The sequence below is a fragment of the Actinophytocola sp. genome (assembly GCF_009379765.1).
In the GTDB taxonomy this organism is placed as follows: Bacteria; Actinomycetota; Actinomycetes; order Mycobacteriales; family Pseudonocardiaceae; genus Actinophytocola.
The window spans coordinates 17,815-34,635 of the sequence record NZ_WHTD01000085.1; the positions used below are offsets into that span (position 1 = coordinate 17,815).

19 protein-coding genes are annotated in these 16,821 nt (G+C 72.3%); 9 read left to right on the plus strand and 10 right to left on the minus strand.

Features of this window, described 5'->3' with window-relative positions:
• Nucleotides 1-63: 63 nt before the first annotated feature.
• The 5 genes from GEV28_RS24410 (at nucleotide 64) to GEV28_RS24430 (ending at nucleotide 5,884) form a co-directional block, all read left to right on the plus strand.
• Nucleotides 64-2,379 carry a VWD domain-containing protein gene (locus GEV28_RS24410; protein ID WP_291414501.1) on the plus strand — a complete coding sequence of 772 codons (2,316 nt, stop codon included), beginning with the start codon at nucleotides 64-66 and terminating at the stop codon, nucleotides 2,377-2,379.
• Nucleotides 2,265-3,080, plus strand: coding sequence for a hypothetical protein (locus GEV28_RS24415; protein ID WP_291414502.1), 816 nt, complete (start codon nucleotides 2,265-2,267; stop codon nucleotides 3,078-3,080). The genes GEV28_RS24410 and GEV28_RS24415 overlap by 115 nt, the downstream gene beginning before the upstream one ends.
• A gap of 23 nt (nucleotides 3,081-3,103) precedes the next feature.
• The gene (locus GEV28_RS24420) at nucleotides 3,104-4,279 is read left to right on the plus strand and encodes an MFS transporter (RefSeq protein WP_291414504.1); all 1,176 of its coding nucleotides are present in this window, start codon (nucleotides 3,104-3,106) and stop codon (nucleotides 4,277-4,279) included.
• Nucleotides 4,280-4,317: 38 nt separating this feature from the next.
• Nucleotides 4,318-5,226 (plus strand): aminoglycoside phosphotransferase family protein, encoded by a 909-nt coding sequence (locus GEV28_RS24425; protein ID WP_291414506.1) that lies wholly within the window; start codon nucleotides 4,318-4,320, stop codon nucleotides 5,224-5,226.
• A 70-nt stretch (nucleotides 5,227-5,296) separates the two neighbouring features.
• The gene (locus GEV28_RS24430) at nucleotides 5,297-5,884 is read left to right on the plus strand and encodes a TIGR03086 family metal-binding protein (RefSeq protein ID WP_291414507.1); all 588 of its coding nucleotides are present in this window, start codon (nucleotides 5,297-5,299) and stop codon (nucleotides 5,882-5,884) included.
• 18 nt (nucleotides 5,885-5,902) lie between these two features.
• On the opposite strand, the gene GEV28_RS24435 is transcribed toward GEV28_RS24430, so the two are convergent.
• The 9 genes from GEV28_RS24435 to dhaK all read right to left on the minus strand — a co-directional run bounded on the left by GEV28_RS24435 (nucleotide 5,903) and on the right by dhaK (nucleotide 13,618).
• On the minus strand, nucleotides 5,903-7,123 hold the full coding sequence (locus GEV28_RS24435) for a DUF6596 domain-containing protein (RefSeq protein ID WP_291414509.1): 1,221 nt from the start codon (nucleotides 7,121-7,123) through the stop codon (nucleotides 5,903-5,905).
• A gap of 41 nt (nucleotides 7,124-7,164) precedes the next feature.
• Entirely contained in the window at nucleotides 7,165-7,551 is a 387-nt protein-coding gene (locus GEV28_RS24440; protein WP_367115172.1) for a YciI family protein, read from the minus strand.
• 88 nt (nucleotides 7,552-7,639) lie between these two features.
• Nucleotides 7,640-8,218 (minus strand): TetR/AcrR family transcriptional regulator, encoded by a 579-nt coding sequence (locus tag GEV28_RS24445; protein WP_291414527.1) that lies wholly within the window; start codon nucleotides 8,216-8,218, stop codon nucleotides 7,640-7,642.
• 48 nt (nucleotides 8,219-8,266) lie between these two features.
• A complete protein-coding gene (locus GEV28_RS24450) occupies nucleotides 8,267-8,698 on the minus strand; it encodes a MerR family transcriptional regulator (protein WP_291414510.1) in 432 nt (143 codons plus the stop codon).
• Nucleotides 8,695-9,009, minus strand: coding sequence for a hypothetical protein (locus tag GEV28_RS24455; protein WP_291414512.1), 315 nt, complete (start codon nucleotides 9,007-9,009; stop codon nucleotides 8,695-8,697). The genes GEV28_RS24450 and GEV28_RS24455 overlap by 4 nt, the downstream gene beginning before the upstream one ends.
• Before the next feature lie 295 nt (nucleotides 9,010-9,304).
• Nucleotides 9,305-11,257, minus strand: coding sequence for a Xaa-Pro dipeptidyl-peptidase (locus GEV28_RS24460; protein ID WP_291414513.1), 1,953 nt, complete (start codon nucleotides 11,255-11,257; stop codon nucleotides 9,305-9,307).
• Between the two features lie 66 nt (nucleotides 11,258-11,323).
• Nucleotides 11,324-11,992: a dihydroxyacetone kinase phosphoryl donor subunit DhaM gene (gene dhaM, locus GEV28_RS24465; protein WP_291414514.1), complete on the minus strand. Its 669-nt coding sequence runs from the start codon at nucleotides 11,990-11,992 to the stop codon at nucleotides 11,324-11,326.
• Nucleotides 11,989-12,615, minus strand: coding sequence for a dihydroxyacetone kinase subunit DhaL (dhaL, locus tag GEV28_RS24470; protein ID WP_291414515.1), 627 nt, complete (start codon nucleotides 12,613-12,615; stop codon nucleotides 11,989-11,991). Before dhaL ends, dhaM begins: the two co-directional genes overlap by 4 nt.
• A 1-nt stretch (nucleotide 12,616) precedes the next feature.
• Nucleotides 12,617-13,618: a dihydroxyacetone kinase subunit DhaK gene (gene dhaK, locus GEV28_RS24475; RefSeq protein ID WP_291414516.1), complete on the minus strand. Its 1,002-nt coding sequence runs from the start codon at nucleotides 13,616-13,618 to the stop codon at nucleotides 12,617-12,619.
• Nucleotides 13,619-13,973: 355 nt separating this feature from the next.
• On the opposite strand from dhaK, the gene GEV28_RS24480 reads away from it, so the two are divergent.
• Genes GEV28_RS24480 through GEV28_RS24490 form a run of 3 tightly spaced genes read left to right on the plus strand, consistent with a single transcriptional unit; the run spans nucleotide 13,974 to nucleotide 15,921 of the window.
• Complete coding sequence (locus GEV28_RS24480; protein ID WP_291414517.1) at nucleotides 13,974-14,834, plus strand: 3'-5' exonuclease; 861 nt, start codon at nucleotides 13,974-13,976, stop codon at nucleotides 14,832-14,834.
• Nucleotides 14,831-15,253, plus strand: a complete 423-nt coding sequence (locus GEV28_RS24485) for a BRCT domain-containing protein (RefSeq protein ID WP_291414518.1) — start codon at nucleotides 14,831-14,833, stop codon at nucleotides 15,251-15,253. The genes GEV28_RS24480 and GEV28_RS24485 overlap by 4 nt, the downstream gene beginning before the upstream one ends.
• Nucleotides 15,250-15,921, plus strand: a complete 672-nt coding sequence (locus tag GEV28_RS24490; protein ID WP_291414520.1) for a DUF6218 family protein — start codon at nucleotides 15,250-15,252, stop codon at nucleotides 15,919-15,921. Before GEV28_RS24485 ends, GEV28_RS24490 begins: the two co-directional genes overlap by 4 nt.
• Here the strand turns inward: GEV28_RS24490 and GEV28_RS24495 are convergent.
• On the minus strand, nucleotides 15,894-16,106 hold the full coding sequence (locus GEV28_RS24495; protein ID WP_291414521.1) for a hypothetical protein: 213 nt from the start codon (nucleotides 16,104-16,106) through the stop codon (nucleotides 15,894-15,896). The two genes, GEV28_RS24490 and GEV28_RS24495, sit on opposite strands and share 28 nt — an antisense overlap.
• A 121-nt stretch (nucleotides 16,107-16,227) precedes the next feature.
• Between GEV28_RS24495 and GEV28_RS24500 the strand changes: the two genes are divergently transcribed.
• A complete protein-coding gene (locus GEV28_RS24500) occupies nucleotides 16,228-16,629 on the plus strand; it encodes a hypothetical protein (RefSeq protein ID WP_291414522.1) in 402 nt (133 codons plus the stop codon).
• Nucleotides 16,630-16,821: the final 192 nt, after the last annotated feature.

A 16,821-nucleotide genomic window follows, 5' to 3' on the forward strand; every position in this document is an offset into this window, starting at 1 on the left:
CGCCCCCGAGGGCGGCCCCGCCGACGGTTCGGGTGCGCGTGACGGTCGTCTAGCTTTTGCGACGTGTCTCGGCGAAAGGCGCTGATCGCGCTGGTCACGGTCGTGATCATGGCCGTTGTGGGGGCCGTGCTCGTGGTGGTGACCGACCACGGGGTGGCCGGTACGCCGGCCGCCGGTAAGCAGCCCTCCCCCTGGCAGCGGATCGAGAGCATTCCGTCGGAAGAGGACGGCTCGCTCGGGCTCGAGCCGTCGCTCGAGGCGTTCGCCTACCTGTTCGGGGGGTTGCCCGGCGTTCGGACGCCGAGCGGGCCGCCCGAGCCGAAGGGGTTCTCGGTCTCGGGCAGCGGGCCGGTCCGCTGGGTGCTCCACCACTGGGCCGAGCTGACCCCCGAGCAGCGCGTCGCGGTCGGCGCGGTCCTCGCGCCCACCGGCGCGCCCCGGCTTCGCGGCCAGTCGGACAAAGACAAGGCCGCCCAGGTCCTGCGGCCGGAGGTCGACAAGCTCGTCGCCGACATCGGCGCGCGGCTCGGGCGCGACATCCCGGCACCGGTGATGTACCTCGTGGACGTCGAGCACAAGCTGGACAACGGCAGCCCCGTGTTCGCGTGGTCGCTCGCGCTCGCCGACGGCGAGTCGATCGACCAGAACGCCGAGGGCCCGGTGATCAACGAGAACGGCGGGCCCGCGACGAGCTGCAACCTGTACCTGCCGCCGTCGCTGTGGCGCTCGGCCGCCGGCACGATCCCGGCGGACGCGCGCACCACGCTCGCCCACGAGATCGTGCACTGCTACCAGGGCTTCACCTACCCGACGCTGACCGCCGACCGCGCCGCGCCGCGCTGGGTCATCGAGGGCGGCGCCGAGTTCGGCGGGGTGGACGTCGGCCAGCACGCCGCCGGGTCGCCGACCAACTGGTTCTACTACCTGGCCCAGCAGGCCCCGCTGTTCGACCGCAGCTACTCGGCCATGGGCTGGTGGTTCCACCTGCAGCACGTCGGGCACGACCCGTGGCGGTCGTTCCCGGGCATCTGGGCGGGCGCGACGGGCAACATCGAGGCCTACGTCACCGCGGGCGGCGACCTCGACGACGTGTACGACACGTGGGCGTCGAGCCTGCTGCGCAACCCCGGCTACGGCGACGCGTGGGAAGTGCACGGCGTCGACGTCGCCGGTGACGTCCCGGCCCGCGAGAAGATCAACGCCGAGGGTGGGTCGCTGTCGGTGGCGGCGTTCGACGCGCGGGTCGCCGAGGTCACCGGCGCCTCGCCGGCCGGCGGCGCGGACACCATCGTCCTGGTCACCGCCAACCAGCCCATCCGGGTGCACGACAGCGGCGGCTTCGAGGACGTGCACGTCACCGAGGGCGACTACTGCCTCGGCGGCGCCTGCGTGTGTCCCGAGGACACCGAGCGGGCCGGCGAGGAGATCCAGAAGGCCGAGGGCCCGCTGTGGCTCGCGCTGCCAGGCGGCGAGACCGGCACCGCGGTCACCACCGACACGATCACGATCGAGGAGTACTGCCGCAAGAAGCCACCGGAGCGGCGCAGGCCCGAGGCGCCGCCGGCCGCACCGGCCGGCACGCACCCGCACGCGCCGGCCACCAACCCGCACAGCCGCAGTCCCCGCCAGCCCGACGAGACCGACGCCGGCAGCAACGGCGACCCGCACCTGACCAGCTTCGACGGGCACCGGTTCGACTTCCAGGCGGGCGGCGAGTTCACCCTGGCCCGGTCCGACGCCGGTGACCTGGAGATCCAGGCGCGGCAGGAGCCGTTCCGCGGCGCGGACGGCGCGGAGAACCTGTCCGTGTCGGTGAACACCGCGGTCGCCGCGACCGTAGCCGGCGACCGGGTGACGGTCACCGCGGCGCCGACCCGCCCGGAGCTGCGCGTCGACGGCGCGCTCGCCGCGCCGCGGGAGGAGCAGGCGCTGCCGCACGGTGGCGCGGTCGCCCCGGCGAGCGGCGGGTACCTGGTGCGCTGGCCGGACGGCAGCACGCTGTGGGTGGTGCCGATCGGCGGGTACGGGCTGCACCTGGTCGTGCGGCCGGCCGCGGACCGCAAGGGCACCCTGCACGGGATGCTCGGGCCGTTCGAGGGCGTGCCCGGCAACCCGGCGATGACCGACCGCGGGGCAGCCGCTACCCGTCGGTCACGACCGACGAGCTCTACCGGGTCGTCGGGAAGAGCTGGCGGGTGCCGGCCGGCGGCTCGCTGTTCGACTACGCGGCCGGGCAGTCGAGCGCCACGTTCACCCGCGAGGACATGCCCGGCCCGCCGCCGGAGATCAGCGACGACGCGCAGGCCCAGGCCGACACGGCCTGCGCCGGCGTGCCCGACGAGGCGCTGCGCGCGCAGTGCGCCTACGACGTGGCGGTGACCGCCGACCCGGCGTTCGCCACGAGCTACACGGCCGTGCACGAGGTGGTGACGGTCGGCGGCGGCACGGTGGAGCTGGGTGCCGAGGTCGGTCCGGAGGACATCGAGCCGGGGCAGCGCAAGTCGTACACGCTCGCCGCGGAGGCCACCGACCTGTACTTCGCGTCGGACACCGAGTGCGACGCGGACGCGGCGGTCTACTGGCGGGTGACCGGGCCGGACGCCCAGGAGACGCTGTCCGTCGGGATGTGCGCGGACGTCGGCCGGTGGCACTCCGACACGCCCGGCACCTGGAAGATCGAGGTCACCGTGGCGGCCGACGCCGGCCAGGGCGGCTCGTTCGCCTTCCAGGTGCTGGCGGCCGGCGCGTCGCGGCGGTTCGACCTCTCGGTGCCGGCGACGGTGACGAACGGCAGCCCGCGCGACGCCGGGACGCTGACCGGCGCGGGTGCCGAGGACCGGTTCCGCTTCTCCGGCCTGGCCGGCGACAAGGTCACCATGGAGTCCACAGTGGACTGCACGGAGGGCGACCCGTTGTACTGGGGCCTGGAGAGCCCGGACGGGTTCGTGGTCACGTTGCGGACCCGGGCGTGTGAGAACCTCGGCGAGCAGACGCTGACCGTCGACGGCGCGTGGTCGGTGGTGATCTTCAACCACACCGACGACCAGGACCCGCACCGGTACGGCTTCACGCTGCGCTGATTCTGGGTAACGTCGGGGTCGCGATGCGGAACCGACACGTGCTGCTCGTCGCGCTGGGGATCGACAACGTCGGGTCGGGGCTCTTCCTGCCACTGCCGATCCTGTACGCGACCCGGGTCGTGGGGCTGCCCGTCGGCGTCGCGGGGGTGGTGATCACGATCGGCACGGCCGTCGGGTTCGCCGTGCCGATGGTGGCCGGGCGGCTGGTCGACCGGTTCGGGCCGCGGGTCGTGGTAATCGGCGCGCAGGTCGCGCAGGCCGCCGGGGCGTTCGGCTACCTGCTCGCGGACGGGGTCGCGGTACTGCTGGCCGCGGCGGTGCTGCTGGCCGCGGGGCAGCAGGCGTTCTACAGCTCGCTGTTCGCGCTGATCGGCGACGTCGCCGGGCCGGGGCCCAAGGACCGGGCGTTCGCCGTGGTGGCGATGGTGCGCGCGGCGTGCTTCGGGCTGGGCGGCCTGGTGGTCGGCGCGGCGCTCGCCGGGGCGGGGCCGGCCGGACTGCGGATCGCGGTCGCGGCGGACGCGGTGAGCTTCCTCGTCGCGGCCGGGCTCCTGATGGCCTTCCTGCGGGTGACCGTGGTGCACCACCCCGCTCCCCCGGCGGGGGCCGGGGTGCTGCGGAACCGGCCGTACCTGGCACTGATCGCGGTGACCGCGCTGTTCGCGCTCGCGGTGGACTTCTTCCTGGTCGGCATCCCGGTGTACGTGCTGGACATCCTCGACGCCCCGGCGTGGCTGCCCGGCGCGATGCTGGCCCTGCTGACCGCGATGACGAGCGTGGCCGGCACCGCTGTCGTGCACTGGACGAGGCGGCTGTCCCGCACGACGTCGATGACCTTCGGTGCGGCCTGCTATGTCATATGGTGCCTGACCTCGCTTGCCGCGATGCTGGTCCCGCCCGGCTGGCGGCCGGCGTACCTGCTGGTCACGCTCCTGCCCATCGGTGTGGCCAACCTGATCGGCGCGCGCGGCAACGCACTCGCGGAGGCGGCCGCGCCGCTCGCGTCGCGCGGCCGCTACCTGGCGGCGTTCCAGTACGCGTTCACCACCGCGGGGGTGGCGGCGCCCGCCGTGGTCGCGTTGTTCGCGCTCGGCGACGGGCTGCCGTGGCTGGTCGTCTCCGCCAGCTCCGCCGCGGCCGGGGTCGCGCTGCCGGTCCTGGCCCGGCACCTGCCCCGCGCCGCCGTCGCCGGAAACTGAGTGGACCGCTCGCGGGCGGGTCGTGAGACTCGGGGGCCGTGGAGACCGACGCGGAGATCGACGCCGAGCTCGTGCGCCGGCTGGTGGCGGCGCAGTTCCCGCGGTGGGCCGGGCTGCCGGTCAGGCCGGTGGCGAAGCCCGGGTGGGACAACGCGACGTACCGGCTGGGCGAGGAGATGTCCGTGCGGCTGCCGCGGTTCGAGCGGTGGGTCGGGCAGGTCGAGCGGGAGCGGCGCTGGCTGCCGCGGCTGGCGCCGCACCTGCCGCTGGCCGTCCCGGTGCCGCTGGCGGTCGGCGCGCCGGACGAGGGGTACCCGTACCCGTGGTCGGTCTACCGGTGGCTGCCCGGGGAGCCGTCGAGTCTCGACCTGGTCGACGACCCGCGGCGGGCCGCCGCCGACCTCGCCGAGTTCCTCGCCGCGCTGCAACGGGTCGACGCCACCGGCGGGCCGCCGCCGGAGTGGAGCAACGGCTTCCGCGGCGCCGACCTGGCCGACGAGCGTGACTCGCCGGTGGTCGCGTCCCGGATGTACGACCGGATCACCGCGCTGGAGGGCATCGTCGACACCGACGCGGTGTGGGCGGTGTGGGAGACCGCGCTCGCGGCGCCCGTACGCGACGGCCCGCCGGTGTGGGTCCACGGCGACCCCGCGCCGCCGAACATGCTGGTCGACGGCGGCCGGCTGAGCGCGGTCATCGACTTCGGCACCCTGGCCGTCGGCGACCCGGCGTGCGACCTCATCGCCGCGTGGGCGTTCCTCACCGCCGACACCCGCGACACCTTCCGCGCGGCCCTCGGCGTCGACGACGCGACCTGGGCCCGCGGCCGCGGCTGGGGCCTGTCCGCGGTCCTCCCCTCCCCCGAGCAGGCGGCCGACCCGGCGGCCCGCCGCCGCCTGGACGAGCTCACCGCCGATCACCGGTTGACGCATCCGCGTTCGGGTTGAGCCGCGCAGTCGAGTTGGGCGGGTGCCGATCGTCGTTCCTCCGTACGCACCACTGAGGAAGGGATCGGCGATGGAGACGATGGAGCGGTACCAGCGCGCGCAGGACGGGTTCGACGCGGTGCTGGCCACCGTGCCGGCGGACAGGTGGGACGCGCCGTCGATGTGTGCCGAGTGGACGGTCCGGGACGTGGCCGGGCACGTGGTCTGGGGCCAGGAGCAGCTGCGCGCCTGGGCGACCGGCGACGAGTACACCGTGTTCGCGGGCGCGCCGGGGGCGCCGCACCCGGGCGAGATGGCCGGCGACGACCCGGTCGCGACCTTTCGGGAGGCACGCGCGGCCGCGGAGGCGACGCTGACCCGGGACACGCTCGACCGGCTGACCGCGATCCCCGGGCTCGGTGAGGTGCCGGTGTCGGCGGTGGTGACGTTGCTGACCACCGACCACCTCGCCCACGCGTGGGACATCGGGCACGCGGTGGGCTCGACCGGGCGGCTGGACCGGTCGCTGATCCCGGGGTCGCTGGAGTGGGCCAGGCACAACGTCATGCGCCGGCCGGGTTTCTTCGGCCCGGAGCTGACCCCGCCGGCCGACGCCGACGAGGAGACCCGGTGGCTCGCGTTCCTGGGCCGGGCGGCGTGGCAGCGGGTCCCGTCCTGACCGCGAGGATCGCGAGTCTCACGGGGTGTCGAGGGCGAGGAGGCGGCCGGCCAGGAAGCGGCGGTCCGCGGGGTTGGTGGCGAGCTCGTGGGCGCGGCGGTACGCCGCCGCCGCCTCCTCGACCCGGTCCAGGCGGCGCAGCAGGTCGGCGCGGGTGGCGTGCAGCAGGTGGTAGCGGTCGATCCCCTCGATCTGCTCGACTAGCGCCAGCCCGGCCGCGGGACCGTCGGCCATCGCGACCGCCACCGCGTGGTTCAGCGCCACGACCGGGGTCGGCGCGACCGTGCGCAGCTCCGCGTACAGGGCGACGATCCGCGGCCAGTCGGTGTCCGCCGCCGACCCGGCCTGGGCATGCACGGCCGCGATCGCCGCCTGCAGCTGGTACGGGCCGGGCGTGCCGTACCGGAGCGCCTGCCCCAGCACGACGATGCCCTCGGCGACCTCCGCGCCGTCCCACCGCGACCGGTCCTGGTCCGCCAGCAGAACCACGTCGCCGGCCGGGGTGTAGCGGGCCGCGGCACGCGAATCGTGCAGCAGCATCAGCGCGACGAGCCCGAGCGCCTCCGGCTCGTCGGGCATCAGGCTCGCGATCAGCTTGCCCAGCCGGATCGCCTCCGCGCGCAGCAGGTCCTCGCCGGTGTAGCCCTGGGTGAAGATCAGGTACACCACCGCCAGCACCCCGGACAGCCGGTCCGGCAGCAGGTGGTCCGCGGGCACCTCGAGGCTGATGCCGGCGGCGCGGATCTTGCGCTTGGCCCGCACCAGCCGCTGCGCGAGCGTCGCCTCGCCGACCAGGAACGCGCGGGCGATCTGGCCCGCGGTCAACCCGACCACGGCCTGCAGCGTCAGCGCGACCCGTGCCTCCTCGGCGAGCGCCGGGTGGCAGCAGGTGAAGATCAGGCTCAGCCGCTCGTCACCCACACCGATCAGCCGGTCCTCGAAGCCGTACTCGGTCATCGCCGGTCGCCGTTCCTCCGCGTCGACCGCCGCGCCCACCTCCTTGGCGACCGCCATCCGCGCGCGCCGCAGCCGGTCGATCGCCCGGTTGCGGGCCACGGTCAGGAGCCACGCGACCGGGTCGTCCGGCACCGTCGGGTCCCAGCGCCGCAACGCCGTCGCGCACGCGTCCTGCAACGCGTCCTCGGCGAGCTCGAAGTCGCCGAGCGCGCGGACGAGCGCCGCCAGCATCCGGGTGCGGTGCTCGCGGTACACCCGCTCCACGGCGGGAGCGGCGGTCATGCCCTGGTCATGCCCTGGTCACGGCGCTGATCATGCGCTGCTCATTCGCCGGTGGCCGCCAGGTCGGCCGGCGAGTGGTCCAGACCCGGCACCCCGGCGATCGGCCGCACCTCGATCGACCCGTCCGCCGCCATCGGGCACATCGCCGCCAGCTCCAGCGCCTCGTCCAGGTTGCGGCACTCCAGCACGTAGTAGCCGCCGAGATGCTCGTGCGTCTCGGCGAACGGCCCGTCGGTGATCAGGGTCCTACCTTCGCGCACCCGCACCGTGGTGGCCGTGCTCTCCTGCTCCAGCGGGTGTCCGGACACCAGCGCGCCGCGCCGGCGGCACTCGTCGGCGAACGCGTTGACCGCGACCAACGCCTCCTCGAACCGCGGGTCGCCGGGCACCGGCCGGTCACAGTCGTAGATCAACAACATGTACTGCACGGACGTCCTCCATTCACGTTCTCGAGAGGATGACGAACGAGTGGCCTCGATCTCGACAGGGGCCGACGACGCACGATAACGCCCGCCCTCACCGAGAGCCCGCCCAACCAATGATCATGGCGCGGAGCGCGTCCTCGTAGCCCGCCTCGATGTCCAGGCCCGGCGGCAGGTTGCCGGTCAGCTCCAGCGACACGAGGCCGTGCGCGATCCCCCAGCAGCACAGCGCGATCCGCTCGGCCGGCACGTCGGCGAACCGGCCGGCCCGCTGGCCGCGGCGCACCGCCTCGACCAGCGGCTGGATGGTCTGCGCGGCCTCGTCGCCGGGTTCGTCGCCCAGGTCCAGGTCCAGGTCCAGGTCCGCCGTGCGCTGCGTGAACATGATCGAGTACAGGTGCGGGTCGGTCAGCGCGTAGTCCCGGTAGGCGACGCCCAGCCGCAGCACGTCCGCGGCCGGGTCGTCGGTGACCCCGACCGTGGCGAGCCGCGCCGCGAACCGCCGCGCGGCTTCCCGGTAGAGGCTGTCGAGCAGGCCCGCCTTGTTGCCGAACAGCGAGTACACCGCGGTCGTCGAGGTGTGCGCCTCGGCCGCGAGCCTGCGCAGGCTCAGCGCGTCGACGCCGCGGTCGAACACGAGCGCGGCGGCCCGGTCGAGCAGCGTGAGCCGCAGGGAGCCCGACGTCCCCGACGACGGGTTCGGGGCCTCAACCGGGCGGCATCACCACGGGTACCCCTCTGGTCCCGGCGGCCCGAGCTCGGCGAGGGGCAGCGGGCAGCCGGGGGTCCGGGCGCAGGTGATGAGGTCGGCGCAGCCGGCGGCGAGGGCCGCGCGGAGCGAGTCGCGGATGACGCTCAGGTCGGCGATCCGGGCCTCCACCTCGGCCAGCTTGACCTCGGCCCGCGCCGCGAACCCCGCCTCCGCGTGGCCGTGCCGGTGCGTGCCGAGGGCGAGGAGCTCGGCGAGCTCCTCGAGCGTGAACCCGAGCCGCTGGGCGGCCTTGATGACCCGCAGCACGGTCACCGCCTCGGGTCGGTAGACGCGGTGCCCGCCGAGCGTGCGGTCGGGCTCGGCGAGGAGGCCGCGCCGCTCGTAGTAACGCAAGGTCTGCGGGTTCACCCCGGCCGCCGCCGCGACCTCGCCGCTCCTCACGTGCCGACCCTGGCGGCGAGCGCGTCAAGGACATCGTCGTGGCCGTCGGTGACCGCGATCCCGAGCTCGAGCGCCCCGGCGGTCGCCGTGAGGGTGAACGTGAAGAACGAGCAGCAACCCGTCTCGCGCGCCGCCAGGCCGGCCACGGTGGCGGCGACCTCCGGCGTCGGCGTCAGCGCGAGCCGCAACCCGCCCGCGACCCGGTCCACGCCCCGCACGGCGGAGGCGAACAGGCCGTCGAACTCCGCCACCCGCAACGGCCGCTCGGCGGTCGGCAACGTGCAAGCCTGGGGCACCCATTCCGTGGTCATGCCCCCACAGTAAGCCCGTACCCAGGTACCGGATGCAACCCCAGAACACCGCACCCGGAACCCCGCCCCACAACATCGCCATCCCGACCCACCACATCGCGTGTCGTCCCGTGACGTCGCCATCCCGACCCACCACATCGCGTGTCGTCCCGTGACGTCGCCATCCCGACCCACCACATCGCGTGTCGTCCCGTGACGTCGCCATGCCGACCCACCACATCGCCGTGTCGTCCCGTGACGTGCGGCGGCGGCCGATGCCCCGGGGGCCACGAACGCGCGGCCCCCGGGCGTCAGCTCAGCGGAAGGTGGTCCACCGGTCCTCTCGTGCGGCCGTCCGCTCCTCCGGGGTGGCGGGGGCCTCGGCCGAGATCCGCGGGGCCACCGTCACGTCGGGCAGCGCCGTCGCACCGGGGCGCAGGGACACCGGCAGGTTCAGCCGACTACGGCGAAGGTCCACGTCCACCGTCGCGCCGGTCGTGGTCGGCAGGGTGAAGTCCGAGTCGCTCAGGGTGAGGACCAGGCCCAGCACCCGGCCGGCCGGCAGCACGGCGTCGTGGGCATGCAACCGCCACGTCACCGTGTACCACTTGCCCGGCCGCAGCGGCCGCGGCGACGTCAGCGAGTCGTGGTGGGCGGCGTCGACCCAGCCTCGGGTCAGTACCGCGAGATCCGACGTCGTCACGTTCTTCACCGTGTCCCGGTAGCAGGCGTCATCGTCCTCTGTGGACGCTCCCCAGCACGACTCCGTCGCCAGGGTACGGACTCCCACACCCGACGCGAGGTAGTTGATCCGCGGCGCCGTGCCGTAGTCGACCAGCCGTGCGGACAGCTCCGTCGTCGGTTTGTCCACCCGGATCCGCAGCGTCACCGTCGGCGTGCCGCTGATCCGCAGGTCGTGGGACAGCGGCGCGGACAGGAACACCGACCGTCCGGGCACCGAGGCGTTCGGGTCCGACACCGCCTCCCGCTCCGACAGCTCCGGATCGTCCACAATGGTCTCGATGCCGTGGCCGGGACGCAGCCCGAGAGTCCCCTCGGATCCCAGCGACACCGGCAGCGAGAACGCCCCGCGCGCGGGCCACGTCGACTCGTTCACCCACACGTCCGGCGCCCGCTCGATGGTGGCCATCGGCTCGCGCATGACGTTGTTGTGCAGGCCCTGCAACCAGTAGTCGAACCACCGGTGCAGCGTCGACACCCACTCCGCGCGGCGGAAGTCGAACGGGTCGACGTGCCCGGGCTGCCCCAGCCAGATCTTGCGCGGCACACCACGCTCGGCGAGCGCGTCCCACCACTGGGCGAAGTGCTTGGTCTCCACATTCAGGTCGTTGATGCCGTGCGAGATGAAGACGCTCGCCTTGACCTTCCGCGCGTCCGGCACGAAGTTTCGCTCCGCCCAGAAGTCGTTGACGTTGCCGGTCGCGTTCTCCGACCCGGCCAGCAGCTCGTCCCGCAGCGGCTGGCACACCTCCGGCGGGCGGCCGTTGACGTACCCGGACAGCCACGCCGGCCCGAAGTCGGCGGTGTAGAGCGCGCCGTTGTCGCGGTAGTAGTCGTACCAGCTGGAGATCGCCGAGATCGGCACGATCGTCTCCAACCCCTCGACGCCGGTCGCCGCCACACCGTTGGCCACCGAGCCGTCCCAGGACTTGCCGATCATCCCGACCTTGCCGGTGGTCCAGTCCGCCCGCGCCGGGGTGCCGTCGGCGTAGGACGCCCGGCCGCGGCCGTTGAGCCAGTCGATCACGGCCTTGGTGCCGAGGATCTCCTCGCGCCCGCCGACGTCGCCGCAGCCGGTGGACCGGCTGGTGCCGTTGAAGTCCACCGCGGCGAAGGCGTACCCGCGGGGCACGAAGTAGTTGTCGTAGAAGAGCGGGAACTTCGTGACGGTCCCGTCGTCGGCGTACTCCTTGAGCTCGCTCTCGTTGCCCCGGCCGCAGCACTGGTAGTACGGCGAGGCGTCCATGATCACCGGGATCTTGACCCCGGCCCGCGCGGTCTCCCGCGGTCGAACGAGGTCGACGGCGACCTTGTCGGGCACGCCGTCCCGGTCGTTGTCGAGGTTCGTGGTCACCCATACGCTCTCGCGGATGGCGTCGGCGTAGTCGTAGACGGGAACGGTCCGGGTGCCCTGAACATGCGGCGGTTCGGCGGATGGGGCGGCCGCCGCCTGGGGCGCGACCACCAACGCGGAGGCACTGATCAATACCGCGGCTGACGCAACGCGGCGCAGGGGTCTGGAAGACATACGCTGACCGTACGGCTCCCGAACCGGCCGCGGAACACCTTGCCATTTCCCAACTTCACCGGCGCCTCATTCGTCGAAGTCGCGGGCGGCCAGGTCCTGGAAGGCGCGGAGTGCCTCGGCCGCGTGCGGGCCCGACGCCGAGACCCGGACCTCGTCGCCGCCGCGGGCGCGCAGGGCCATGAGGGCCAACACGCTGCGGCCGTCCGCGATGGTGTCGTTGAACCGAACTGTCACCTTCGCGTCCACTTCGGACATTCGACGGGCCACCAGGGCGGCCGGCCGGGCGTGCAGGCCGATCTCGTTGGTGAGCGTCACCCGCACCTCCTCCTCGTCCTCGGCCTCGGGCGCCGGCTCCTCCTCGGCCTCCGGGTTGGCCGCCGCTCGGGCGGCGTCCGCCACCTCGGCCGTCCCCGCGCCGTTCTGCGCGGCCACCGCGGCCGCCACGGCGCCCTCCACCAGCGGCGCGTCGACCAGGACGGCGCCGGACGCCGACTCCACGGCCATCTCGGCCACCATCCGCGCGCTGCCCAGGTCGTAGAGCACCACCACCCCGGCACCGCCGTCGGCCTCACCGAGGGCCGCGGACACCGCGTCGAAGTCGGTGCCGATGCCGCCGTCCTCCGTGCCGCCCGCGGCCACGACCCGCACGTCGGGTGCCATCTGGGCGGCCACCTCGACCACCCCGTCGGCGAGCCGCGCGCTGTGCGACACGACCACGAGGCCGACCCGGGTCACGAGCCCGCCGCCGAGTCGGCGAACGAGCGCAGCAGCAACGAGGTCGACCGGGCGCCCGGGTCGAGGTGGCCGGCGCTGCGCTCGCCGAGGTAGGACGCCCGGCCTTTCCGGGCGACCAGCGGCACCGTCGACTCCGCGCCCTTGGCCGCGGCGCTCGCCGCCGCGTCCAGGACCGAGGCGACCGAGTTCTGCGCGTCGGCGGCGGCGTGTACTGCCGGGCCCAGCGCGTCGACCATGGTCTTGTCGCCCAACTCGGCCTTGCCGCGGGCGACGACGCCACCGAGCGCGGCCCGCAACGCCGCCGTCACCTCCGCCGGGCCCAGCGAGGCCGCGTCACCGAGCGCGGTGGCCGCGCGCAGGAACGCCGTCCCGTACAGCGGCCCGGCCGCGCCGCCGACCTTCGAGATCAGCGTGGTGGCGACGAGCTTCAGGACGGCGGCCGGGGTGTCCGGCGTGGCCTCGTCCAGCTTGGCCACAACGAAGCCGAACCCGCGGTCGAGGTTCTCGCCGTGGTCGCCGTCGCCGATGGCGCGGTCCAGCTGGATCAGCTCGACCCGGTGCTCGGCGACCACCGCCGCGACCGCGCGCACCGCCTTGGCCACGTCCTCCGCGGAACAACCCACGTCAGCTCCCCCACCGCAGTGCCGCGGTGCGCACCGGCGCGTCCCACAGCTCACGCATCTCGTCGTCCAGCTTCAGCAGCGTGAGGCTCATCCCCTGCATCTCCAGGCTCGTCACGAACGGTCCGACCAGCCGCCGCTCCACCACCACGCCGCGGTCGACGAGCAGCCGCTCGGCGATCCCGTGGGCGAGGTAGAGCTCGATCAGCGGGGTGCCGCCCATCGAGTTGGTGAACAGCAGCACCCGGTCGCCCTCGGCGAAGGGCAGGTCCTCGACGATCGGCCCGAGCAGCCGCGCCACGATCCCGTCGGCGTTCTCCACGGGCATCCGGGCGCGCCCGGGCTCGCCGTGGATGCCGATGCCGACCTCCATCTCGTCGTCGGCGAGGTCGAAGCTCGGCTCGCCGACGTGCGGAACGGTCGGCGCGGCGAGTGCCAAGCCCATCGACCGGACGTTGGCCACGACCCGCTCCGCGAGAGCGTGACAGGCGGCCAGGTCGTCGCCCCGCTCGGCGGCCGCGCCGACGATCTTCTCGAGCAGCACGGTGCCGCCGACCCCGCGCCGGCCCGCGGTGTAAAGCGAGTCCTTCACCGCGACGTCGTCGTCGATGACGATCGTGCGGACCTCGACGTCCTCGGCCTGCGCCAACTCGGCGGCGGTCTCGAAGTTGAGGATGTCGCCGGTGTAGTTCTTGACGATCAGCAGCACGCCCGCGCCGCCGTTGGTGTGCTCGATCGCGGTCTGCATCTGGTCGGGGGTCGGCGAGGTGAACACCGCACCCGGACAGGCGGCGTCGAGCATGCCCGCCCCGACGAGCCCGCCGTGCATCGGCTCGTGACCGGAGCCGCCGCCGGAGATCACCGCCACCTTGCCCCGCACCGGCGCGTCCGCCCGCACGACGACCGCGGGGTCCGGCACGACCTTGACCAGGTCGGAGTGGGCCATCTCGAAACCGCGCAACGACTCGGCGACAACGCTCGACGGGTCATTGATGATCTTCTTCATCGAAGCCTCCTGACACTCGCCCGATCCACCCCGATTCCTACCCCAGCGAACGCGATCGGGAAAGCCGATCACGCAGCGGTCGCGCGAGGCTGCGCACGGTCAGCCGCTCGTCCAGCGGGACGAGCGCCCTCCGGAATGTCCGATTCATCCGGGCTGATGAATGTCTCCGGGATTCGAGAAGGTCTGTTGGCGCTTCGCCACCGGAATCCGGTCACAGGCATTCACACATTACGACACGGCATCGATCGGCACAGTCTTTGCAACGAGGTCGAGAATTTCCGCGACGCCCGTTTGAACGCTCGGCAGACGACCGCAAAGCGCCGCAGTCGAGCAAATCAGCTCGAGAAAGGTGAGCATGTCCAACGCCGAGTACGCAGTTGTCGACACAGAGACGACCGGGCTGTCGCCGAAGTACCACCACCGCATTGTCGAGATCGGCGTCGTACTGGTCGATCGCAAGGGAACACTGGTCGACGAGTGGTGTTCTCTGGTGAACCCGGAACGGGATCTCGGACCACAGCACATTCACGGCATCCGGGCCAGTGACATCCGCAGGGCCCCGACGTTCGCCGATATCGCCGGCGATCTCGCGGAACGACTCGCCGGCCGTGTCGTCGTCGCTCACAATCTCAGTTTCGACCTTCGATTCCTCACCTCCGAGTTTCTCCGAATCGGCGCCCAGGTGCCGCTCCACCACGAACGCGGCATCTGCACGATGAGCCTCTCGGGTCGATACCTGGACAACGCGGCCCGGTCCCTGGCCGCCTGCTGCGCCTCTGCCGGCATCGACCATCTCGAGCCGCACTCGGCTGTGCACGACGCGCGGGCCTGCGCCGGTCTCCTGACCCACTTCATCCGGGCCACGAACCCACCCGAGCCCTGGTCAGACCTGTTTGTCGCGGCACGTCAGGACGTGTGGCCGACCCTTCCGCCCGGGTGTGGGCGCACCTGTACCCGGCAATCCGCCGACGTGCGGCCCGCGGCGTTCCTGGCCCGCCTGATCGACCGGCTCCCTCGAGTGCAGTACCCGCCACGCGCCGAGACTACCTGGCGCTTCTCGATCGCGCGCTGCTCGACCGTCATCTCTCGACAAGCGAGCAAGACGCGCTCATCGACGTCGCTCACGCACTCGATCTCACATTCACCGACGCCATGGAACTGCACCGCCAGTATTTGGTGGCATTGGCCGCCGCAGCCTGGCAAGACGGTGTCGTGACCGACGACGAGCGTCACGATCTCCTCACCGTGGCCGACCTCCTGGGTCTGAACTCGCACGATGTGGACATCGCCGGTCGCGTCGCACAGGAGAAAAGCCGGGAGACGACCCGATGGGGCACCTTCCGCCTGAGACCGGGTGACCTCGTCGCGTTCACGGGGCAGATGGCCGGGCGTCGTAAGGAATGGGAGCGGCGGGCTGTCGACCACGGTTTGACGGTGTCGAAAACTAGTCCGACCCGGAATACCCGACTGCTGGTCGCCGCAGATCCCGACTCCCTATCCGGAAAAGCGAGCAAGGCGCGCCGATACGGGATACCCATCATCACCACCGAGGCTTTCGAGAAACTCCTGGCGCAGATGGGAGGGCGCGCGCAGCCGAGCCCTTCCCTCACGAAGCCCACGACGGTCGCGCCATGATCGGACACGTCGTCGTCTGTCACGGCTCCGACTCGGAGAGCCATGAGTCGGTCGCCGTCTGGCACGTCGACACCAACGGGATCGGCACCGGCGCGTGGGTCATGCCGATCACCATGTCCGACCCCGACCTGTCGATCGCCCGCAAGCTTCTTCAGCTGGTACGCCAGCGTGCGATTGTCGGCTGGGACCCCACCCGAGCCGTCGCGATACTGACCGCGCTCGGAGAAGCCGCGTCCCTGACGACCCCCGACTGGAGCAGGTCGACGGTCGCCTTGCCCGACGCCCTCGGCGAGATCGGCCTGACCCGATCGGCGTACGAGAAGCGGACCATCGACGAGCAGCTCGTCAAGAGCAACATCGTGTCGATCGAATGGCCGGTCGAACTCCCCGAGCAAGTGCCGGCCACGGAGGACGACTTCTGGCAGGAGTGTCACCTCGTTCTTCCACAGGCGAGCCCGGTCGCGCAGGCCGCCCTCAGGACGACCATGTTGGTGAGCTGGTCGGTCCAGCGCTGGCGCGAGACGATGACCGCGCTCGGGCGACGCGACTACCTCAAGACCACGTTCGGCCGGCAACGCCGACTGCCGCCCCGGTGGGAGACGCGACTCGCCGATGCGTACGTCCAAGTGCCTCCGCATCCCTACTCCGGAGCGACCGTCCAGCGGTAGATCTGGCCGTCGCACAGCTCGTAGGTGGTTGGTGGGGGCACGGGCGGGTACGCGGCGAGGTGTGCCAGCACCTTCGTCCGGCCCCGGAACTTCGCCTCCGGGGTCGACCAGCGCACGTACGGGTGCAGCACGCGCCGAAGCTCCGCCCAGTCCCGGTGTTCGATCGCGGCCACGGCGTCCAGCACGACTTGATCCATACGTCGGAGTACAGCACGCACCACCGACGACAACGCACGTCCCGATGCGTAACGGAGGTGTGCCGGAACCGATTCATGAGTGGGCCGATTCGGTACTTAGGGGCGCACCATGACCTACATGTTGTTGCGCGGATATTTTGTCATCCGGTATCCGGACCGCCCTCGCGAAGGGCCCGAGCCGGACGGCAACACCGTGAAATTCCGACCGGACGCACCGGCATTGGTCGAGGCGTTGCCACGCGTGTCCGGGCGGCCACCCCATCTGGACGCGCGCGGGATCTCGGTGCGGCTCGAGGCCGCCGACGCGCTGGAGACGCGTTTCGGTGAGACACATCAGGAGTTGGCCGGCGCCAACGCCGCCCGGGACGCGCTGCTCCGGCTACTCGGCTTCACCGGGGTGACGTACTTTCACGACCCGCCCAACATGGTCGAGTCAGCGGATCAGGACAGTCTTCGCGGGCACGTGCTGACCAACGGAATCGACGCCAACGGCCGTAGCTGTTCAGCCTGAGTGACAGGTCGGCGGTGGTCGCCACCGGTGATCCACTACGGTTTTGATCATGGGGTCAGGCCGGGAAGCAGCACACGACGTCGTGTCGTTGTTGGCCGCCAAGGACGCCGAGATCGCGACCGTGCGCGGCGAGAACACGGCTCTGCTGGCGCGGGTGACGGAGCTTGAAGGCTTGGTCGCGGCGCTGCACGC

What these genes read in the sequence shown, in the direction of transcription:
- GEV28_RS24480 (WP_291414517.1), top strand. Translation starts at nt 13,974, where the DNA reads ATGTCCAACGCCGAGTACGCAGTTGTCGACACAGAGACGACCGGGCTG.
- GEV28_RS24435 (WP_291414509.1), bottom strand. Translation starts at nt 7,123, where the DNA reads ATGACCGCCGCTCCCGCCGTGGAGCGGGTGTACCGCGAGCACCGCACC.
- GEV28_RS24500 (WP_291414522.1), top strand. Translation starts at nt 16,228, where the DNA reads ATGACCTACATGTTGTTGCGCGGATATTTTGTCATCCGGTATCCGGAC.
- GEV28_RS24415 (WP_291414502.1), top strand. Translation starts at nt 2,265, where the DNA reads ATGCCCGGCCCGCCGCCGGAGATCAGCGACGACGCGCAGGCCCAGGCC.
- GEV28_RS24490 (WP_291414520.1), top strand. Translation starts at nt 15,250, where the DNA reads ATGATCGGACACGTCGTCGTCTGTCACGGCTCCGACTCGGAGAGCCAT.
- GEV28_RS24420 (WP_291414504.1), top strand. Translation starts at nt 3,104, where the DNA reads ATGCGGAACCGACACGTGCTGCTCGTCGCGCTGGGGATCGACAACGTC.
- GEV28_RS24430 (WP_291414507.1), top strand. Translation starts at nt 5,297, where the DNA reads ATGGAGACGATGGAGCGGTACCAGCGCGCGCAGGACGGGTTCGACGCG.
- GEV28_RS24455 (WP_291414512.1), bottom strand. Translation starts at nt 9,009, where the DNA reads ATGACCACGGAATGGGTGCCCCAGGCTTGCACGTTGCCGACCGCCGAG.
- dhaK (WP_291414516.1), bottom strand. Translation starts at nt 13,618, where the DNA reads ATGAAGAAGATCATCAATGACCCGTCGAGCGTTGTCGCCGAGTCGTTG.
- GEV28_RS24460 (WP_291414513.1), bottom strand. Translation starts at nt 11,257, where the DNA reads ATGTCTTCCAGACCCCTGCGCCGCGTTGCGTCAGCCGCGGTATTGATC.